Origin of the sequence: Raineyella sp. W15-4, assembly GCF_033170155.1 — a bacterium.
Lineage (GTDB): Bacteria > Actinomycetota > Actinomycetes > Propionibacteriales > Propionibacteriaceae > Raineyella.
Genome location: NZ_CP137079.1, coordinates 3,452,173 through 3,470,542 on the forward strand (window position 1 = coordinate 3,452,173; position 18,370 = coordinate 3,470,542).

Here is an 18,370-nt window from a genome sequence, read left to right on the forward strand (position 1 = left end):
TGGTCCCGCGGGAACGTCTCCGCCCGCCCGGTCGTACGATCATTCTGTGACGAGGGCGGAGCGTTGGGAGGCGGCGACCGGGGGCCCGCTGACGATCGCTGCGGTGATCTTCCTCGCCGGATATGCCGTCCCGATCATCTGGCCGGACGTTCCGGTGCTCGCCCGGGTGATCGACGACTGGGTGACCTGGGGGATCTGGGCCGCGTTCGTGGCGGACTTCGTGATCCGGCTGGCCCTTGCCCGACAGCGGCGTGAGTTCCTGCGCCGGAACTGGCTCGACATCCCTGTCATCGCCCTCCCCGTGCTGCGCCCCCTACGGCTGCTGCGGCTGGTCACGGTGCTCAAGTTCCTGGACCGCAAGGCCTCCAGCGGGCTGCGCGGCAAGGTCGTGACGTATGTCGTGGGCGCCGGCGCCCTGCTGGCTCTCGTGGGGGCACTCGCGGAGCTGCAGGCCGAGCGACAGAGTCCGACCGCGACGATCCGGGACTTCCCGGATGCGATCTGGTGGGCGATGACCACCATGACGACGGTCGGGTACGGCGACACCTACCCGACCACAGCCACCGGGCGGCTGGTCGCCATCCTGATGATGATCGGCGGGATCGGCGTGCTCAGCACGGTCACCGCGACGGTCGCCTCCTGGATGGTCGAGCGGGTCAGGGAGACCGACGAACCCGAGGCTGACACTCTGCAGCAGATCGCCCGGCTGCAGGCCCAGGTCGACGAACTGACCCGCGCCCTGCACGCGGCAGCGGACAGCGATCCCGCCGACCCCACCCGCACCATCGAGGCCGCGCCGGCGGCCGGTGCGTTCCCGCGGGAACGTCTCCGAGCACCGATGCCCGCCCCCGATGAGCGCCCCTCACACCGAGCGGGAACGCCGCCGCTCCGCCCGGGCGACGTTGCGTGATCGTCGACCACCATGCAGTCGACCACCATGCAAGAGCCGCGGGCCGGGTCGGACGATGACCACTGCGGGGCCTCTTGGGCACCGAGGGAACACAACGCCACCGCTGAGCAGGGACCGGGTGCTGCAGGCCGCCGTGGCGATCGCCGACGACGCCGGCCTCGCTGGCCTGACGATGCGCTCGTTGGGCCAACGGCTCGGAGTGCAGGCGATGTCGCTCTACCACTATCTCCACGGCAAGGAAGATCTGCTCGACGGCATCATCGACATCGTGTTCGCCGAGATCGACCTGCCGGACGTCACGGGCCCGTGGCGGGAGCAGCTCCGACGGCGATCGGAGTCGGCCCGGGCGGTGCTGGCTCGCCACCCCTGGGCGCTGGCGCTGCTGGAGACCCGGACCAGTCCCGGGCCGGCCACCCTGCGCCACCACGACGCCGTGCTCGGCGTCCTCCGCAACGGGGGCTTCACCCTGGAGCAGACCGCCCGGGCGTACGCCGTGCTCGACGCGTACGTGTACGGCTTCGCCCTGCAGGAGGCCTCGCTGCCGTTCGACGGCGGCGACACCGCGGTCGAGGTCTCCGGGGCGATCCTCGCCGGTGTCCGGCCCGAGGACTACCCCTATCTGACGGAATTCGCCACCGACCAGGTGGCCCGGCCCGATTACGACTTCGGCGACCAGTTCGACGACGGTCTCGACCTCATCCTCGACGGGTTGGGCCGGCTGCGGGACGGCGAAGACGCCTGAACGTCCGGAGCAGCGGTGGACGCCCGGGCGAGCGCCCACCGTACGGCCCACCGGGCGGGAGAACGAGAATCGCCCGGCTCTCGACGAGCCGGGCGACGTGGAGCGGATGACGGGAATCGAACCCGCGTTCTCAGCTTGGGAAGCTGATGTTCTACCATTAAACTACATCCGCGGAACTGCCCGGACAGCTTAGCAGCCTCCGACACGAGTTGCATCTCGGAGGCGGATCGGCGTTCGCGCGAGGGTGAGTCGGCGGTGGGCGTAAGCCGATCCTGACCGCTCACCCCTCGCGGAGGTGGCGCGGGTCGGCCAGATCGGCGCAATGGCGCGGTTCTCACTGGCTGAGGCGCCGGGGCCTCGAGCTGAGTTGTCAGGATCAGCTCACCGCCAGGGACCAACCCGCTATGCCCCGGCGTGTTGCGGTCGCCTCAGCCGACCAGATGGTTCTTGATCTCCTTCAGCAGGTCGTCCGGCGACAGCCACATCGACGGGTACTCGCCGTACCACCGCTGCTGCCCCGCCGCGTCGATCAGCACGAAGCTGTGGCCGGGCAGCCCTTGGTGCATGCCCTTGCCGAGGGTGTCGTACGCCTTCGAGACCGTCCCGTCGTCCAGCAGGAACGGCGTCGTCACCTTGTTCGCCGCCATGTCGGCGAGGATCTGGTCGCGGGAGTTCATCACGATCGGCAGCACCACGACGTCGGCGGCCGCGAAGTCAGCCTGACGCTTCTCGATCTCACCCATCTGGGCGATGCAGATCTGGCAGCCGGCGCCCTCGCTGAAGTACAGCACGACGTTCTTGCCGCGCAGGTCCGACAGCCGATGGGTCACGCCCGCGGTGTCGGTCAGGGTGAAGTCCGGCGCCTGATGCGCCCCGTCGGAGCGGGTCGGCAGGCTGGTGAGGATGCCGGCCACCACCAGAGCGACCGCCACCACGATGCCGATGCCCCAGGCGATCAGCCGGTTGCGGTGCCGGCGGGCATCGCGGCGCTCCAACGCGGCCAGCTTCTGGCGCGCCTGCGCCTGGTGGGAGGTCGGCGTCGGGGACGTGCGGGTCTTCGTGCTCATGTGGTCACACCTCGTCATACGAGTCGGGTTGTCCGTGCCGGAAGGCCGGGCGATGTCAGTGGCAGGGGGGCCCGCTGGAGCGCGCGCCGGCCGAGGTGGACGACGCGGCGGATCCACGCGGCGGTCGACCTCCGGACGTTCCCGCGGGAACGTCCCCGTCGGGCGCGTCCCCGTCCGACCTGTTGCTGTCGTACGCGTCCCCGTCGTACGGGCCAGGCACCGGGCTCGGGCGCCGATCCCGCAGCGTGGCGATGACGAAGATCGCGACGAGGGCGAGCAGGCCGAGGCCGAGCACGGCCTCCGGGACCGGCTGGGCCCAGATCTCGATCCGGCGGAACATCGCGGCGACACCCTCGCCGATGGCGACCTGGAAGCCGGGGCCCTGCGTCATGGTGCCGCTGTTGGCCAGCTGGATCACGAAGCCGCCCATCACCGCGAAGGCGATCGCCACCAGGATGTTCACCGCATTGGTGTGGATGCGCCGTCGTCCGAGCCGGATCGTCACCGGCCGGGCCCGCAGAAAGGTCCGCTCCCCGAGCCGGAGCCGGTCCCAGAGCAGGGCCATCACGAACAGCGGGAAGACCATCCCGAAGACGTACGCCAGGCCCAGCGCCAGACCGCCGATCGGGCTGGCGGACAGCGCCGACAGTGTCATCACCCCGGCGAGGACCGGGGCGCAGCAGGCGGAGGCGACCCCGGAGAACACCCCGAGGGAGAAGAAACTCGCCGAGTCGCCGCGCCGGGTGTCGGGGGCGCGCAGGATCGACGGGAGGGACCACATTCGCCCGGTCAGCGACCAGACGGCCAGCAGGATCATCAGCAGGCCGCCGGCCCAGTAGAGCACCCGGTGGTAGTGCGCGATCGCGCCCGACAGCAGCCCCATGCCCAGAGTCAGTGGCAGCATCACCAGCCCGAGGCCGGCGGTGAAGACGAAGGTCAGCGGCAGCAGCCGCCACCGACGGTTCTTTGCCGCCGCCGCCAGGTAGCTGGGTGCCAGGAAGACGATGCAACAGGGCGCGAAGAGCGCCACCCCACCGGCGAAGAATGCCGCCAGCACCGAGCCGGTGGTGAGCAGATCCCCCATTCGTCAGGCCGCTTTCCGCGCCTGGGTGCGCAGCAGTCGGCGCAGCCGGCGGCGCGAGAGCCGGCCGGAGCCGACGTACGTCCCGTCGAGCAGCACCAGCGGGGTCATCGGCGCCCGTAGCTCCTGGAGCAGCGCTCGCCCCTCCCTGGACCGCGCGTCGACCCGCTCCACGACCAAGGAGAACTCGCGGCCGAGTTCGGCCAGGACAATCTCGGCCTCGGCACAGAAGTGGCAGGCCTCGGCGGTCACCATCGTCACCACCGGCGCGCCGGATGCCGATCCACGCTCGTCTTCCATCACGGTCATGACCCTCCCGCGGCGATGTCCAGACCGGCCCGGGAAACGGTCAAGACCTGGTCAAGAGTCGTGGCCATCGAGGCCGGGACACGCCGGGGCATACTGGCGGGCATGGCTGACCCAGAAGTCGGAGCCCCGCGCGTCCTGGTCGTGGACGACGAGAAGGCGCTCGCGAGCGTGATCGCCTCCTACCTCGAGCAGGCGGGCTTCCAGGTCCTGCAGGAGCACACCGGCCCGGCGGCGGTATCGGCCGCCGAGCGGGATGACCCGGACGTGGTCGTCCTCGATCTCGGCCTGCCCGGGCTGGACGGGGTGGAGGTGTGCCGGCGGATCCGGACCTTCTCGGACTGCTACATCCTGATGCTCACCGCGCGTGGCGACGAGGTGGACAGGCTGATCGGACTGTCGGTGGGCGCGGACGACTACATCACCAAACCGTTCAGCAATCGCGAACTCGTGGCCCGGGTCCGGACCGTGTTGCGACGTCCCCGCCGGACAGCGGGTGACACCGACGTCGAGGGCGAACCGATCCGTGAGTTCGGCGACCTGCGGATCGACCCGAACGGGCACGAGGTGTGGATCAGGCAGACCCCAGTCCAGCTCACCCGGACCGAGTTCGACATCCTGGACGCCATCTCGAGACGACCCCGGTTCGCCTTGAGTCGTCGCCAGCTGATGGACGAGGTCTGGGGCGAAGCATGGGTCGGTGACGAGCACGTGGTCGATGTCCACATCGCCAATCTGCGGCGCAAGCTGGGCGATGATCCCGGCGCTCCCCACTACGTCCTGACCGTACGTGGCGTCGGCTACCGGATGGGCAGGGGATGAACCGCGACAGCCCTACGACCGCCGGCTGGGGGCTGGGGGCGCGGCTCTTCGTGTCGCAGGCCCTCGCCCACCTGGCGAGCGTCCTCACCGTGGGCGTGGTGGCGGTGATTGTCGGCCCGCCGCTCTTCCACATCCACCTCATGGAGAGCGGTCACCTCGCAGATTCGCCGGAGATGCCCCACATCGAGCGCGCCTTCACGGATGCCGGCCTGGTCTCGCTCGGGGTGGGCCTGGTCGTCGCCCTGGTGCTCTCGCTAGCGGTCGCTTGGTACGTCACCCGACGGATCAGGACCCCGGTCGGCACTCTCACCGATGCCGCCCTACGAATGAGTGCCGGCGACTACGGCACCCGGGTGTCCGTCACCGGGCCGGGCTCGGAGCTCGCCACCCTCGGGGACTCCTTCAACCGGATGGCCGCACGACTCGGCACCGTGGAGGAGACTCGCCGACGGCTGCTGGCCGACCTCGCGCACGAGATGCGCACCCCGGTCGCCACGCTGAACGCCTACCTGGAAGCGATCGCCGACGGCGTCACACCGTGGGACGACTCGACCCGGGCGATCCTGGAGCACCAGGCCGAACGGCTGAGCCGGCTGGCTCGTGACCTCGACGATGTGTCGCGGGCGGAGGAGGGCCGGGTGAGCCTGGACCCGAGCATCCAGAGCCTGGCCGCCCTCATCGACGCGGCTGTCGGCCAAGTCCGGCAGCGCTACGACGCCGACGGCGTGCAACTCACCCGGCAGGTGGTGGACACGGAGGTGAGAGTCGACCCGCAACGGATCTCGCAGGTCCTCGGCAACCTGCTGGGCAACGCGCTGCGGCACACCCCGCGTGGCGGCACGGTCACCATCACGGCGGCTCTCCAGCGTCGGAGGGCAACCATCCGGGTCACCGACACCGGCGAAGGGATGAGCGACGAGCAGTTGTCGCACATCTTCGAGCGCTTCTACCGTGGCGAGACCGCCAGGGAGCGCGACAAGGCCGGCTCCGGCATCGGGCTCACGATCGCCAGGGCGCTCGCCGAAGCACACGGCGGCACCCTGACGGCGACCAGCCCCGGACCGGGGTTGGGCTCGACCTTCACGCTCACCCTCCCGCTCGAGCAGCGCCCCACAGGCTGAGCACTGCTGCGGCCGGCCACGAGGGTCACCGCGGGGTGGCGTTGAGCAGGATCATCATCCCGGCCTCGGCGTGGTAGATGTTGTGGCAGTGCACCGCCCACTGGCCGGGGTCGGGGTCCAGGTCGATGACACGGGACTCCATCGGCGCCAGCAGCACGGTGTCCTTGCGCAGGCCGCTGTCGGCCAGCGCGAATGCCGGCCCGTGCAGATGCAGCGGATGGGTCATCATCGTCTGGTTGGCCACCCGGATCCGCAGCCGCTGGCCCGCCGTCGCGGTCAACGGGGTGTTCTTGCCGAACGAGGCGCCGTTGATGGTCCACTGGTAGGGCTGCATCTGCCCGCCGAGGACCAGGTCGAGCGTGGTGTCCGGGGTCCGCTGCGGCAGCCGTGCGGCGTCGGCGGACTGCAGCGTCGAGCCGATCAGCACCTGCCCGTTCAGCTCAGCGGGCCGCACGTCGGCGGCGGGAGCGGCGCCGGCGCCGGTGCGGACGACCGCCATCGCCTGGCCGGTCTTGCTGAACGGCGCGGCGACCAGCGGAAAGGCGCCGTCATTGAGGGTGACGACGGCGTCGTAGCGCTCCCCCATCCCCAGATAGAAGGCGCCGGTCTCGGTGGGCCGTACGGCGTGTCCGTCGGCGTGGGTGATGGTCATCCGGTGGCCGCCGAGGGCGACGCTGAAGATCGTGTCGGAGGCGGCGTTGATGAACCGGATCCGGATCTTCTGGCCCGGCTTTGCGGTGAAGACGGCCGGATCGGCCGGGACCCGGCCGTTGATCAGGAAGTGCGGGTAGGTGACGTCGCCGGAGTCTCCCCACGGCGCGGGGCCCATCGCCATCCCCCCGGACGAACCCGTCCCGGTCGAGGAAGTCCCGGTCGAGGCTCCCCCGCCCATCGAACCGTGGCCCATCCCCCCGTTCCCGGTCATCCCGCCCATTGAGCCGCCGCCGTCGATCAGCTTCTTCAGCACATCATCGGGAGTGGTCCCGGTGCCGTCGATCCAGTCGTCCAGCACGACGATCCACTCCGCGTCGTACGCCCCCGGCTCGGCCGGATCGTCGATGATGAGCGGGGCATAGAGGCCGCGGTCGAGCTGGACCCCGGAGTGCGGGTGGAAGAAGTAGGTGCCCGGATCGGGAGCGGTGAACTCGTAGAGATACTGCGTCCCGGGCCTGATCGGGTCCTGGGTGACCCCGGGCACGCCGTCGGCGGCGTTGCTGACCCGTACGCCGTGCCAGTGCACCGATGTGTCGGTGGGCAGGCGGTTGTCCACGGTGACGCGCAGGAAGTCACCGGCGGTCGCCCGGATCGTCTGTCCGGGCACCGTGTCGCCATACGCCCAGGTCTGCACCGTGGTGCCGGCGAGGTCGAGCGTCGTCGGTCGGGGAGTCAGCGACGCGGTCACCAGCCGCTGACCGGGCGTGGGCGAGGCACTCGGGACCGGGCCGATCGTGCCGGCTCCGCCCGTCGGGGTGATACGGGCGCAGGCGGCGAGGCCCCCGGTGCCGGCCAGGCCGAGGCCGGCGAGCAGCAGGTTGCGGCGGGACAGGTGAGGTCGGGTCATGGTGCCTTCCGGGGTACGGGGTCGGTCCGGTGACGCGGTAGTCGAAGGGGATCAGGCCAGTGCTGCAGGCCCATTCCGGCGTTCCACCGCGTCGTGCATGCCAGCCAGTCGACCGTCGATGCCCCGCGAAGAGGCTCAGAGTGGCACAAAGATCCGGTCAAGTCGACGGGTCAGTCCCGGCCACCACCGTGCCCACCGTGTCCACCCATGCCCAGGTGCATGAACAGCATCATGCCGACGCACAGCAGAGCCGGCACCAGCGTGCCGAGACCGGCCCCTCGGAACAGGATGAGGTAACCGGACACTCCGACCACCGGCACGCACATCACGAGCATCATCCACAGGTGTCCGCCATGGCCCTGGTGGGCCGGACGGCGCCGATCAGGCGCGGTGTGATCAGGCGCGGCGTCGTGGCATGCGTACTGGTCCTGCGAGGCGACGTGCGTCACGGCATCGCGGTCCTGGGCAGCCTTGGTCGGACGGACGGTCTGGACGGGGTGGGACATGGGTTCTCCTGATGGGTGAGAGAGGGACGTTGGAATGAAGCAAGGCGCGAACGGAGGCGAGGCGCGAACGGAGTCCGTCAGGACGGGTGGTGCGCGGCGTGGTCGGTTTGGGTCACCGCAGGAGCAGGTGGGGCAGGGTCAGGGCGGACCGCGTTGCTGATCAACGGGGCGAGCCAGAGCGTGGATGCGGTGAACATCGCCGCGTAGCTGACCGTGGCGACCATGGGGGCCCACCAGGTGCCGAACCGTCGGCGCAGCCGTAACAGAAAGGGGGCACTCGCCGCGAACCCCAACGCCGCGAAGAGGATGGTCCCGCCCGCACCGGCGATCAGGGCGGCGCCCAGCAGCGGAGCGACGTGGTGCAGCACGTGAGGTGCCGCGCCGGCGACGGCGCCCAGCGCCCCGGTGAAGACGGCCAGTGGGCCCCTGCGGCGCGGACCAGCTCGGCCCGGAGCCTCAGCGGTAGGACTGCGGCGGCGGCCTTCCGGGTCGTGGACCTGCCGGACCGCACGGTCTGCCTCCTCGGGGCCGTTGAAGGTTGCCATGGCTCGAGCCTGCCCGGCTGATCCCCGCGGAAAGGACAAGGCTCCGTCAAGAATCCCTGAACCACCGCCGAGTCGCCGATGGCGGTTGCGCCAGAACGAGATCTTGATCCGAACTTGACGGCGCCCGGTGGTCTGCGGGCCGGCGGGTGACTACAGTCGAATACATACCCCTAGGGGGTATATGAAGTCAGAAAGGAGGCGCGCGATGAACGCACTGTCCATCGTCACAATCCTCGCGGCGCTCGCCCTGACCGTCGGGGCGATCTGGTTCTTCTTCGCTCCGCGGCGGTCCCGAGCCGCCCAGCTGGCCGACGGCGTACAGGTCGTCGACGTCAAGGTGCAGGGCGGATACTCGCCCGACACCATCCAGCTCCGTAAGGGGCTGCCGGTCCGCATCATGTTCGACCGGCGGGAGACCGGCGAGTGCACCTCGCACGTGGTGTTCCCGGACTTCGGGATCAATCAGGCCCTGCCGGCGTACGCCACCACCGCGGTCGAGTTCACCCCGTCGCAGGCGGGACGCTACGAGTTCGCCTGCGGCATGAACATGATCCACGGCCGGCTGGATGTCCTCGACAACGGCGCGGACGAAGCGCCCGGTACCTCGCCGAGCACGGAACACACCGAACAGCCCACCGCGGCCCCTTCCCCGGGCGACGCGGCCGCCGCCGAACAGGCGGAGATGGCCGAACGACGCGCCGAGATCCACGACCTCACCCGTCGGATGATCGTCGGCGCCGTGCTCACCACTCCCGTCCTGTTCGCCGTGATGGCCACGGAGCTCTTCCGGGTGGCCTGGGTCCCCCCGGTCCTGATGAACCACTGGCTGCAGCTGGCTCTGATCGCGCCGGTGATGGTCTACACCGGCTGGCCGATTCACAAGACCGGCTGGTTGTCACTGGCCCACCGTTCGGCCGAGATGAACGCCCTGATCACCATCGGCACCACCGCTGCCTTCGGCTACAGCCTCGTCGTCACCGTCGTCCCCGCGGTACTGCCCGCCGACCTGCAGCAGGTCTACTACGAGGCGGTCGGGGTGATCCTGACCCTGATCCTGCTCGGCCGGCTGCTTGAGGCCCGGGCGAAGGCCGGCACCGGAGAAGCCATCCGCGCGCTGATCGGCCTGCAGCCGCACACCGCGCATGTCGTCCGCGACGGGGCAGAGCGCGACCTGCCGATCGAGCAGGTCGTGGCCGGCGACATCGTGATCGTCCGTCCCGGCGAGAAGTTGCCTGTTGACGGCGAGGTCATCGACGGATCCTCCGCGGTCGACGAGTCGATGGTCACCGGCGAACCGATCCCGGTGACCAAGCGCACCCGTGACACCGTCATCGGGGCCACCCTCAACGGCACCGGCAGCTTCAGCTACCGGGCCACGAAGGTCGGCGCCGACACCCTGCTGGCGCAGATCATCGCCATGGTCCGCCAGGCCCAGGGATCCAAGGCCCCCATCCAGCGTCTGGCCGACAAGGCATCGAGCTACTTCGTGCCGGCGGTCGTGCTGATCGCGATCTGGACGTTCGTGATCTGGTTGCTGATCGGCCCGCCGCCGACCTTCGTGTTCGCCTTGGTCGCGTCGGTCTCGGTGCTGATCATCGCCTGCCCGTGCGCCCTCGGCCTGGCCACGCCGCTGTCGATCACCACCGGCACCGGCAAGGCCGCCCAACACGGCATCCTGATCCGCTCGGCCGAGGCCCTGGAGACCGCCCACCGCCTCGACACCATCGTGCTCGACAAGACCGGCACCATCACCAACGGCACCCCCACCCTGACCGACGTGATCCCGATCGGGCCGTACGCCGAGGAGGCCCTGCTGTCGGCCGTCGCGGCCGTCGAGCAGTCCTCCGAGCACCCGCTCGCCGCGGCGATCGTGGCCGGCGCCCGGGCCCGCGGGATCGCCCCCGGGCCGGTCGCCGGCTTCGACTCGATCACCGGACAGGGCGTCCGCGCCCTGACCGACGGCACCGAGGTGCTCGTCGGCAACGCCCGGCTGCTCTCCGGGACCGGGATCGACCCTGGCCCACTGTCGGCGGAGGCGGAGCGACTGGCCGCGCAGGGCAAGAGCCCGATGCTCGTCGCCCTGGCCGGCCGGCCCGCGGGCGTCATCGGCGTGGCCGACACCGTCAAGGAGGGGGCAGCCGACGCGATCACCGCGCTGCGACAGCGCGGCATCGAGGTGGTGATGATGACCGGCGACAACCGGGCCACCGCGGCCTCGATCGCCGGTCAGGTCGGCATCACCCGGGTCGTCGCGGAGGTCCTGCCCGAGCACAAGGCCGGCGAGGTCCGTCGCCTGCAGGCGGAGGGGCGTGTCGTCGGCATGGTCGGTGACGGCATCAATGACGCCCCCGCCCTCGCCCAGGCAGACGTCGGGTCCGCCATCGGCACCGGCACCGACGTCGCCATCGAATCCTCCGACATCACCCTGATCTCCGGAGCCCTGTCCGGCCTGGTCACCGCGATCGACCTGTCCCGCGCCACCATGCGCAACATCCGGCAGAATCTCGGCTTCGCCCTCGTCTACAACACCATCGGCATCCCGATCGCCGCCGGCGTCCTCTATCCGATCGCGGGAGTCATGCTGAGCCCGATGATCGCCGCCGCGGCGATGGCCCTGTCCTCACTGTCGGTGGTCACCAATGCCAACCGCCTCCGCGGCTACCATCCCCCGAAGCTCGCCACGGGGGCCGTCCCGGCCACCACTCCCGTGGTCGAGGTCGGCGGCCAGGCGCCCGCCGACCCGATCGGACCGCCGACAGCGCGGCAGGATGAGACCAGTTCCGACAACCACGACCACGACCACGACCAGCACCACGACATGGAAGGACACCACGCCATGACCACCACCGATCCCGTCTGTGGCATGACCATCGACCCCGCGACCGCCGCCGGCTCCGCAGAGCACGACGGGCAGACCTACTACTTCTGCTCGCCGGGCTGCCGCAAGGCTTTCCTCGCCGATCCCGGAAAGTACGTCGGCGGGGCCGCGACGGCACACCAGCACTGACGTTGCCGTCGCCCGGACGAACGGCCCGCCGGCTCCCTTCCCGGCGGGCCGTTCGTCCGCGCTCGCGGACCAGCCCTGAGCCGACTGCGGGTGCTTCGCGCGGCCGCGGCTAGCGAGCGGAGCGGGACAGTCCTGCTGGCCGCGTGGCGAGCAACAGCAGCAGGGCACAGACCTGGACGCCGGCGACCACGAGCACCAGAAGGGTGGGAGACGTGTCGTAGAGCCAGCCGGTGAGCACCCCACCCAGGAAGGTGGCGGCCCCGAGGATGGCCGCGTAGACCCCGTACGCAGTCGCCCGGCGCCCCGGAGGGACGAGATCGGCGACGGTGGCGCGCAGCGTCGACTCCTGGATGCCGACGGCGGCGCCCCACAGCAGGATTCCGGTCACCGCGGACCACGGGGCGGCGGTGAAGGCCAGCACCGGCGAGACGGCGGCCAGGACCGGCAGGGCCACGAGGGTCCAAGGACCGATGCGGTCGTACAGCCAGCCGGTGGCCAGTGCCGCCAGGGCATCGGCTCCCATCGCGCCGGCGTACGCCACCGGGATCACCGCGGTCGGCATGACGTGCTCACGGACGAGGTGGAAGGACAACAGTCCGAAGGTGGCGAAGCCGACCATGGTGGCGGCGGTGAAGCCGGCATAGATCCAGTACGCGCGCGGGAGGGAGCCCGGTGGGGTGAGGTGGTCGGAGGCCGTCGCCGGCGATCCGGCCGGAGGGTCGGCCTCGTACCGGACCGGGTCGGGGACGCGTCTGCTGAGCCACACCACGAGCGCGACCGACGCTGCTCCGGGGATCGCCAGGACACCGAGTGCCGGCGCATAGTTGTCGCCCGTGACAGCCAGCATCGCTGCGACGAGGAGTGGACCCAGCAGTGCCCCGATCTGATCCAGTGCCTCATGGATGGCGAAGCCCTTGCCGCGGCCGGTGACGGTGGCGGCGTGCGAGACGAGGGTGTCCTTGGCGGGGGATCGTACGGCCTTGCCGACCCGTTCGCCGATCACCAGGAGAGCGGTCGCCCACAGCACACCGGGCAGACCGGTGAGGGGCACCACCGCCGCGGTGACGAGGTAGCCGGCGATCGTCCAGGTCCAGAACCTCCCGCTGCGATCGGCCAGCGGGCCGGAGACGAGCCGGAAGCCGAGCGCGGCGGCTTCACCGACGCCGGTGACGACGCCGACGACGAGACCCGAGGCGCCCAGGCCGGCCAACAACGGCCCGGTGACCGAACGGGCTCCCTCGTAGACGACGTCCATCAGCATGCTGACAACACCGAAGACCATGATGAAGCGCCAGGCAGCCAGCCGGGCAACCCCGCCGGAAGCGGTCCGCGCGGACGAGGTCACAGCACCTGCACCCCCACCCGCGGACGTGGTTGACCATGCTCGTGGTGTGGGGTCACTCGGTGGCCGGCGCCAGCGGTTCGGCGCCAGCGGCGATCAGCAGCTCCTCCAGTGGCCCGGCGATCACCGGGTTGCAGGCGAGGTAGAAGGACTCCCCCGGGCCGGCGCCCCGCAGGCCACTGACATGCGCGCCGGCCTCCAACGCGACGACCGTGCCACCGCCCAGGTCCCAGGGGTGCAGGCCCACCTCGTAGTAGGCGTCGAGGCGCTCGGCGGCGACCGAGCAGATGTCCAGGCTCGCCGCCCCGGCGCGGCGGATGTCGCGTACGGTGCCCAACAGTCGGGTGACGACCCGGGCCTGCGCCATCCGGCGCTCCGGCAGGTAGCCGAATCCGGTGCCGACCAGGGTGCGGGGCAGGTCGACGTCCCGGGAGACGTGCAGCGGACGGCCGTTCAGCCGGGCGCCACCGCCCCGGAACGCCTCCCAGGTCTCCCCGGCGGCCGGGTTGACCACGATCCCGGCCAGCCCGGTCCAGGTCGCCGGATCGGGATCGCCCTCGACGACGGCGACCGACACCGCCCAGGAGGGGATGCCGTACGCGTAGTTGACGGTGCCGTCGATCGGGTCGACCACCCAGGTGAGCCCGGAGGCGGATCCGGCCCGATCGGTCTCCTCGCCCAGGAACCCGTCCTGGGGCCGGGCGCGGGCGATGGCGTCACGGATCGCGGTCTCGACGGCCCGGTCGGCCTCGGTGACGATGTCGGCGACCGAGGACTTGCGGTCGGCGATGGCCACCCCCGCGTCCCGCATCTCCTTGGCCATCCGCGCCCCCTCCTCGGCGACGGTGAGGGCGAGGTGGTGCAGTTCGGTCACGGCTGCGGTGGTCATGTCAGTCACTCCAGGGGGTCGAAGGGGCGTGGGAGGCCGCCGTGCGGCGCCGGTCCGGCGCGTGCGCGGGGTCGAGCTGGTCGAGGGAGGGCAGGGTGACGCCGGAGAAGTCGTCGATGAGGCTGCGCACCATCGTCATCGTCGCCCAGTCCCGGGACAGCAGGTAGTGGTCGCTGCCCGGTTCGTCACGGGCCAACGCAGGTTCGTAGGTGACCGCCGCCCGGCGCAGGTCGGGCTTCCCGACGGTGGGGAAGGCGATGTCGGACGCCTGGAGCTCGCCGAACGCGGCCAGCGGTGCCGCCCGCAGCCCCCGCAACCGGTCCAGCGGGACGTCCGGGATGTTCAGGTTGAGCACCCGGCCGTCGCAGGCCTGGAACTCCAGCCACTCCATCAGCCGCAGGGTGATCTCCTCGGCCGCGTCCCAGTGCCGCGGCGCGTGGCCGGCCAGCGAGACCGCCATCGCCCGGATCCCGAGCACCGCGGCGGTGAGGGCGGCTCCGACGGTCCCCGAGTGCAGGATCGCCCGCCCGGTGTTCGCCCCGCTGTTGATCCCGCTCAGCACCATCCGGGGCACCTCGCCGTACTCCCCCTGGACGGCCAGGTAGACGATCTGCGCCGGCGTGGCCTCGGCCACCAGGCAGCGCACCCCCGGCGGCATCCCGTCGGGATGTTCCTCCTGGATGACGATCGACTCGGTGGGCGTACGCATGCCCAAGGCGGCGCTGACTCCGGAGGACGGGTGGTCGGGTGCCGCCACGAGCACCGTGTGCCCGCGGCGTGCCGCCGCCCGCGCCATCGCCGCCAGCCCCGGAGCGTCGATACCGTCGTCGTTGGTGATCAGGATCTGCATGCGGAGGCCTTGCGCTCGCCGTTCGGTCTGGGCCCAGCCTAGCCCGCGGGCTCCTCGATCACCGTACGACCGGCCGGCTCGAGCACCCCTTCGCCGCGGGTCAGCGCCGCGACCAGCGCGCCGAGGCCCTCCCGGTCCTGGCCCGCCAGGGTGAGGCGTACGCCGTCCGCGACGTACGCCACCTCGTGGACCGCCACACCCCGGCCACGCAGCTCCGACTCGACCCGCCCGGCGTCGGCATGCGGCAACAGGAGTGTCCACAGCTCGGAGGTGACCAGCCGCACCCGGGGTGCCCGGGCGAGCGCCGCGGCGACGGCGTCGGAATAGGCCCGGACCAGTCCACCGGTCCCCAGCAGCGTGCCGCCGAAGTAGCGGACCACCACCGCCGCGACATCGGTCAGGCCCGAACCGAGCAGGATGTCGAGCATCGGGCGGCCGGCGGTCCCGCTGGGCTCGCCGTCGTCGGAGGAGTGCCACAGCGGCTGGGCGTCCGGGACCGAGATCACCCAGGCGCTGCAGTGGTGCCGGGCGTCCGGGAAGATGTCGCGGGCCTCGGCGAGCAGGCCCCGGGCCGCCGCCTCGTCGTCGACCCGCCGCAGCAGCGTGATGAAGCGGGACCGCTTCACCTCCAGTTCGGTGGTGACGTCGACGCGGCGGGGGATGGTCATCCGGGGCGGCGTCGACATGGACCCCAGCGTACGGCCCGGCGGCCGCCGCGCACCCACGCCGGGCGGGCGCACCGGACCGCCGCGTCGGGTGTCCGGCGGGCTCACCCGGAGGCGCAGCTCCCCGAGGGCAGGTCGTCGAGGTGATCCTCGACCCAGTCGGCGATCGTGTCGAGGTCGTCGGTGCCGTCCCCGTCGGGCTCGATCACCGCCATGGTGACCACGACGGCGGGGCTGTCGTCCAGGGTGCCGTCAACCGGGATCAGGCCCATCTGGCGGCTGGTGTAGGTGCCCTCGTAGTCGCCCCAGCCGCCCTTGTAGTGTGCCCCGTCGAGGTTGCCGAGGCCCCACGACTGGTCGTCGATCACCTGGCCCATCCGGGTGATCACCGGGTCCGCGGCGTCGGTGCAGGCCAGCCCGGAGAGGAAGGTCGCCTGGTCGTCCAGGTCCCAGGTGGTGTAGCCGAAGGCCGTACGTCCCAGCGTCCGGTTCTCGCCGGCCTCGGTCTCCCGGTCACCGGCGGCGGCGAGGACCTTGTCGGTGGCGGCGCGGGCCTGGTCGGAGGAGCCGAGGCTCTCCCACAGCTCCTCGGCCGCCTCGTTGGAGGACTGGGTGATGGCCTGCTGGACGAGCGAGGAGATCTGGGCGGACCCGGGGTGAGCCGCCACGGCGGCGACCGCGATCGGCACCTTGATCGTCGACCAGGCCATCGCCGAGGTGACGTCGCCCAGCGCGACCGCGTCGTCCCCGTCGCCGCCGACCGGCATCACCACGATCCCCGCCTCGCCGCTGAGATCCTCCTCCAGCTCCGCCCACGACGCCCGGAGCGCCGCCTCGTCGATCGTCTGCACGGAGGCCGTGGCCGTCGGCGTCGGGGTGGTGGCGGCCGTGGCGGTCACGGTGGCGGTCGGTGGGGACGTCGCACCGGCTGCCCTCGACCGGCCCGCGCCGGCGGCCCAGGGGTCTCCGCCGGCGCATCCGTCGACGGTCAGGACAAGGACGGCCACCCCCATGGCCAGGACCAGGCCTGATCGCGGTCGTGGGTGTGGCTGGGGGCGGGATCGTGGTCGCATGCGCCGAACCTGCGCCGTACGTCTGTGCCGTTGCCGGGCGCCTGCTGTGTCGGGCCCGAGCGTCCGGGGATGACCGCCCGGCAGCCGCCGCGGCGGTGGGCATGTCGGGACATGGGAGAATGGCGGCCATGTCCTCCCTTGTAGCCACATTGAGTGAGCGGTTCGCGGCGGTGACCGGCGGTGTCGATCCCGAGCTGCGGCCGGCCACCAAACCCCGGTTCGGCCACTTCCAGTGCAACGTGGCGATGCGGCTGGCCAAGCAGGAGGGCGCGAAGCCGCGCGACATCGCCCAGCGGATCGTCGACGAGATCGAGATCGACGACCTGTGCGAGCCGTTGGAGATCGCCGGCCCGGGCTTCATCAACATCCGGCTGAAGAACTCCGTGCTCGCCGCGGAGGCGAACACACTGATGGCCGATCCGCACCACGGCGTCCCGCAGGACCCGCACCCGCGGCGTACGGTGATCGACTACTCCTCCCCCAACGTGGCCAAGCAGATGCACGTCGGCCATCTGCGCTCGACGATCATCGGCGACTGCTTCTCCCGGGTGCTCGGCGCGACCGGCTCGGAGGTGATCCGGCAGAACCACATCGGCGACTGGGGCACCCAGTTCGGTCAGCTGGTGGAGCAGATCCTCGAGGACGGCATCGACGCGAGCACGCTCGACCTGGCCGGCGCCGAGGCGCTCTACAAGCGGGCCTCGGCGCACTTCAAGGCGGACGAGGAGTTCGCCGACCGGGCCCGCCACCGGGTGGTGGCCCTGCAGTCGGGCGACGAACAGACCCGGACGATCTGGCAGCAGCTGATCGACGTGTCGCTGGCCGGCTTCAACGCCACCTACCGGCGGATGGACATCCTGCTCACCGACGACGACCTGGCCGGCGAGTCGACCTACAACGAGGGCCTGGTCCGGGTCGTCGAGGACCTGAAGGCGATGGGGCTGGCGGTCGAGGACGCCGGCGCGCTGGTGGTGTGGGTGGACGGCTTCGACGCGCCGATGATCGTGCAGAAGCGCGACGGCGGGTTCGGCTACGACGCCACCGACCTGGCCGCGATCCGGCACCGGGTCGACGACCTGCACGCCGAGCGGATCGTCTACGTCACCGACGCCCGGCAGGCGCAGCACTTCGCGATGGTCTTCGCCGTCGCGCGGAGGGCCGGCTGGCTGCCCGAGACCGTGACCGCCGAGCACATCGGCTTCGGCATGGTGCTCGGCGCCGATGGCAAGCCGTTCAAGACCCGCGACGGGTCGGCGGTCACCTTGTCGTCACTGCTGGACGCCGCCGAGGAGATCGCCGCCCCACCGATCGCGCTCGCCGCGATCAAGTACGCCGACCTGTCCAACGGGCTGAACAAGGACTACGTGTTCGACGCCGAGCGGATGGTGCAGACCACCGGCGACACCGGCCCGTACCTGCAGTACGCGCACGCCCGCACCTGCGCGGTGATGCGCGAGGCCGAGGCCAAGGGACTCGCCCTCGACACCGAGGTGAGCGTGCTGGACGAGCCGACCGAACAGGCGCTGGCGCTGGCGCTGTCCGGCTTCGGCGAGGCGGTGGCCGAGGTGGCCAGCACACTGCAGCCGCACAAGCTGTGCACGTACCTGTACGAGCTGGCCCAGCACTACTCGGCCTTCTACCAGCAGTGTCCGATCCTGAAGTCGGAGGGCGCGGTGCGGGATTCCCGCCTCGGCCTGTGCCGGGCCGTACGTACGGTGCTGGCCGCCGGCCTGGGCATGCTGGGGATCGAGGCGCTCGAGCGGATGTGATGGCTGGTGCGGATGCGCCAGCGGGAACAGGCGATGGCGGGAATGGCGGTGGCGGAAGCCATCGCGACGCGCAGAGCCGCCGCCGTTCCACCTAGCCGCCGCCCATCCGCACAG

17 protein-coding genes and 1 tRNA gene are annotated in these 18,370 nt (G+C 71.1%); 6 read left to right on the forward strand and 12 right to left on the reverse strand.

Annotated features, from left to right (window positions below; genetic code table 11):
* The first annotated feature begins 46 nt into the window (after positions 1-46).
* Both R0145_RS15970 and R0145_RS15975 read left to right on the forward strand, forming a co-directional pair.
* On the forward strand, positions 47-910 hold the full coding sequence (locus tag R0145_RS15970) for a potassium channel family protein (RefSeq protein ID WP_317837902.1): 864 nt from the start codon (positions 47-49) through the stop codon (positions 908-910).
* A 118-nt stretch (positions 911-1,028) separates the two neighbouring features.
* Complete coding sequence (locus R0145_RS15975) at positions 1,029-1,652, forward strand: TetR/AcrR family transcriptional regulator C-terminal domain-containing protein (RefSeq protein ID WP_317837904.1); 624 nt, start codon at positions 1,029-1,031, stop codon at positions 1,650-1,652.
* 98 nt (positions 1,653-1,750) lie between these two features.
* On the opposite strand, the gene R0145_RS15980 is transcribed toward R0145_RS15975, so the two are convergent.
* From R0145_RS15980 to R0145_RS15995, 4 genes are all read right to left on the reverse strand, one after another.
* A tRNA-Gly gene (locus R0145_RS15980) sits at positions 1,751-1,824 on the reverse strand.
* A gap of 256 nt (positions 1,825-2,080) precedes the next feature.
* Positions 2,081-2,719: a peroxiredoxin family protein gene (locus tag R0145_RS15985; protein WP_317837906.1), complete on the reverse strand. Its 639-nt coding sequence runs from the start codon at positions 2,717-2,719 to the stop codon at positions 2,081-2,083.
* Positions 2,720-2,774: 55 nt separating this feature from the next.
* Positions 2,775-3,803, reverse strand: a complete 1,029-nt coding sequence (locus R0145_RS15990) for a cytochrome c biogenesis CcdA family protein (protein ID WP_317837908.1) — start codon at positions 3,801-3,803, stop codon at positions 2,775-2,777.
* A gap of 3 nt (positions 3,804-3,806) precedes the next feature.
* Positions 3,807-4,109, reverse strand: a complete 303-nt coding sequence (locus R0145_RS15995; RefSeq protein ID WP_317837910.1) for a glutaredoxin — start codon at positions 4,107-4,109, stop codon at positions 3,807-3,809.
* A 102-nt stretch (positions 4,110-4,211) separates the two neighbouring features.
* On the opposite strand from R0145_RS15995, the gene R0145_RS16000 reads away from it, so the two are divergent.
* Entirely contained in the window at positions 4,212-4,928 is a 717-nt protein-coding gene (locus R0145_RS16000; RefSeq protein ID WP_317837912.1) for a response regulator transcription factor, read from the forward strand.
* Entirely contained in the window at positions 4,925-6,049 is a 1,125-nt protein-coding gene (locus R0145_RS16005) for an ATP-binding protein (protein ID WP_317837914.1), read from the forward strand. Before R0145_RS16000 ends, R0145_RS16005 begins: the two co-directional genes overlap by 4 nt.
* 25 nt (positions 6,050-6,074) lie before the next feature.
* On the opposite strand, the gene R0145_RS16010 is transcribed toward R0145_RS16005, so the two are convergent.
* From R0145_RS16010 to R0145_RS16020, 3 genes are all read right to left on the reverse strand, one after another.
* A complete protein-coding gene (locus tag R0145_RS16010; protein WP_317837916.1) occupies positions 6,075-7,610 on the reverse strand; it encodes a multicopper oxidase family protein in 1,536 nt (511 codons plus the stop codon).
* Positions 7,611-7,780: 170 nt separating this feature from the next.
* Positions 7,781-8,116: a DUF2933 domain-containing protein gene (locus tag R0145_RS16015; RefSeq protein ID WP_317837918.1), complete on the reverse strand. Its 336-nt coding sequence runs from the start codon at positions 8,114-8,116 to the stop codon at positions 7,781-7,783.
* 77 nt (positions 8,117-8,193) lie between these two features.
* Positions 8,194-8,661, reverse strand: a complete 468-nt coding sequence (locus tag R0145_RS16020) for a hypothetical protein (protein WP_317837920.1) — start codon at positions 8,659-8,661, stop codon at positions 8,194-8,196.
* Positions 8,662-8,866: 205 nt separating this feature from the next.
* Here R0145_RS16020 and R0145_RS16025 point away from each other — a divergent pair, with 205 nt between their 5' ends.
* A complete protein-coding gene (locus R0145_RS16025; protein ID WP_317837921.1) occupies positions 8,867-11,668 on the forward strand; it encodes a heavy metal translocating P-type ATPase in 2,802 nt (933 codons plus the stop codon).
* Positions 11,669-11,777: 109 nt separating this feature from the next.
* On the opposite strand, the gene R0145_RS16030 is transcribed toward R0145_RS16025, so the two are convergent.
* The 5 genes from R0145_RS16030 to R0145_RS16050 all read right to left on the reverse strand — a co-directional run bounded on the left by R0145_RS16030 (position 11,778) and on the right by R0145_RS16050 (position 16,313).
* Entirely contained in the window at positions 11,778-13,013 is a 1,236-nt protein-coding gene (locus tag R0145_RS16030) for an MFS transporter (RefSeq protein ID WP_317837922.1), read from the reverse strand.
* A 52-nt stretch (positions 13,014-13,065) separates the two neighbouring features.
* Entirely contained in the window at positions 13,066-13,899 is an 834-nt protein-coding gene (locus tag R0145_RS16035; protein ID WP_317837923.1) for an inositol monophosphatase family protein, read from the reverse strand.
* Position 13,900: 1 nt separating this feature from the next.
* Positions 13,901-14,749: a 5'/3'-nucleotidase SurE gene (gene surE / locus R0145_RS16040; RefSeq protein ID WP_317837925.1), complete on the reverse strand. Its 849-nt coding sequence runs from the start codon at positions 14,747-14,749 to the stop codon at positions 13,901-13,903.
* A 38-nt stretch (positions 14,750-14,787) separates the two neighbouring features.
* The gene (locus R0145_RS16045) at positions 14,788-15,435 is read right to left on the reverse strand and encodes an IMPACT family protein (RefSeq protein ID WP_317837927.1); all 648 of its coding nucleotides are present in this window, start codon (positions 15,433-15,435) and stop codon (positions 14,788-14,790) included.
* Between the two features lie 83 nt (positions 15,436-15,518).
* Positions 15,519-16,313: a hypothetical protein gene (locus tag R0145_RS16050; RefSeq protein ID WP_317837929.1), complete on the reverse strand. Its 795-nt coding sequence runs from the start codon at positions 16,311-16,313 to the stop codon at positions 15,519-15,521.
* 302 nt (positions 16,314-16,615) lie between these two features.
* On the opposite strand from R0145_RS16050, the gene argS reads away from it, so the two are divergent.
* On the forward strand, positions 16,616-18,256 hold the full coding sequence (gene argS, locus R0145_RS16055) for an arginine--tRNA ligase (RefSeq protein ID WP_317837931.1): 1,641 nt from the start codon (positions 16,616-16,618) through the stop codon (positions 18,254-18,256).
* The last annotated feature ends 114 nt before the right edge of the window (positions 18,257-18,370 follow it).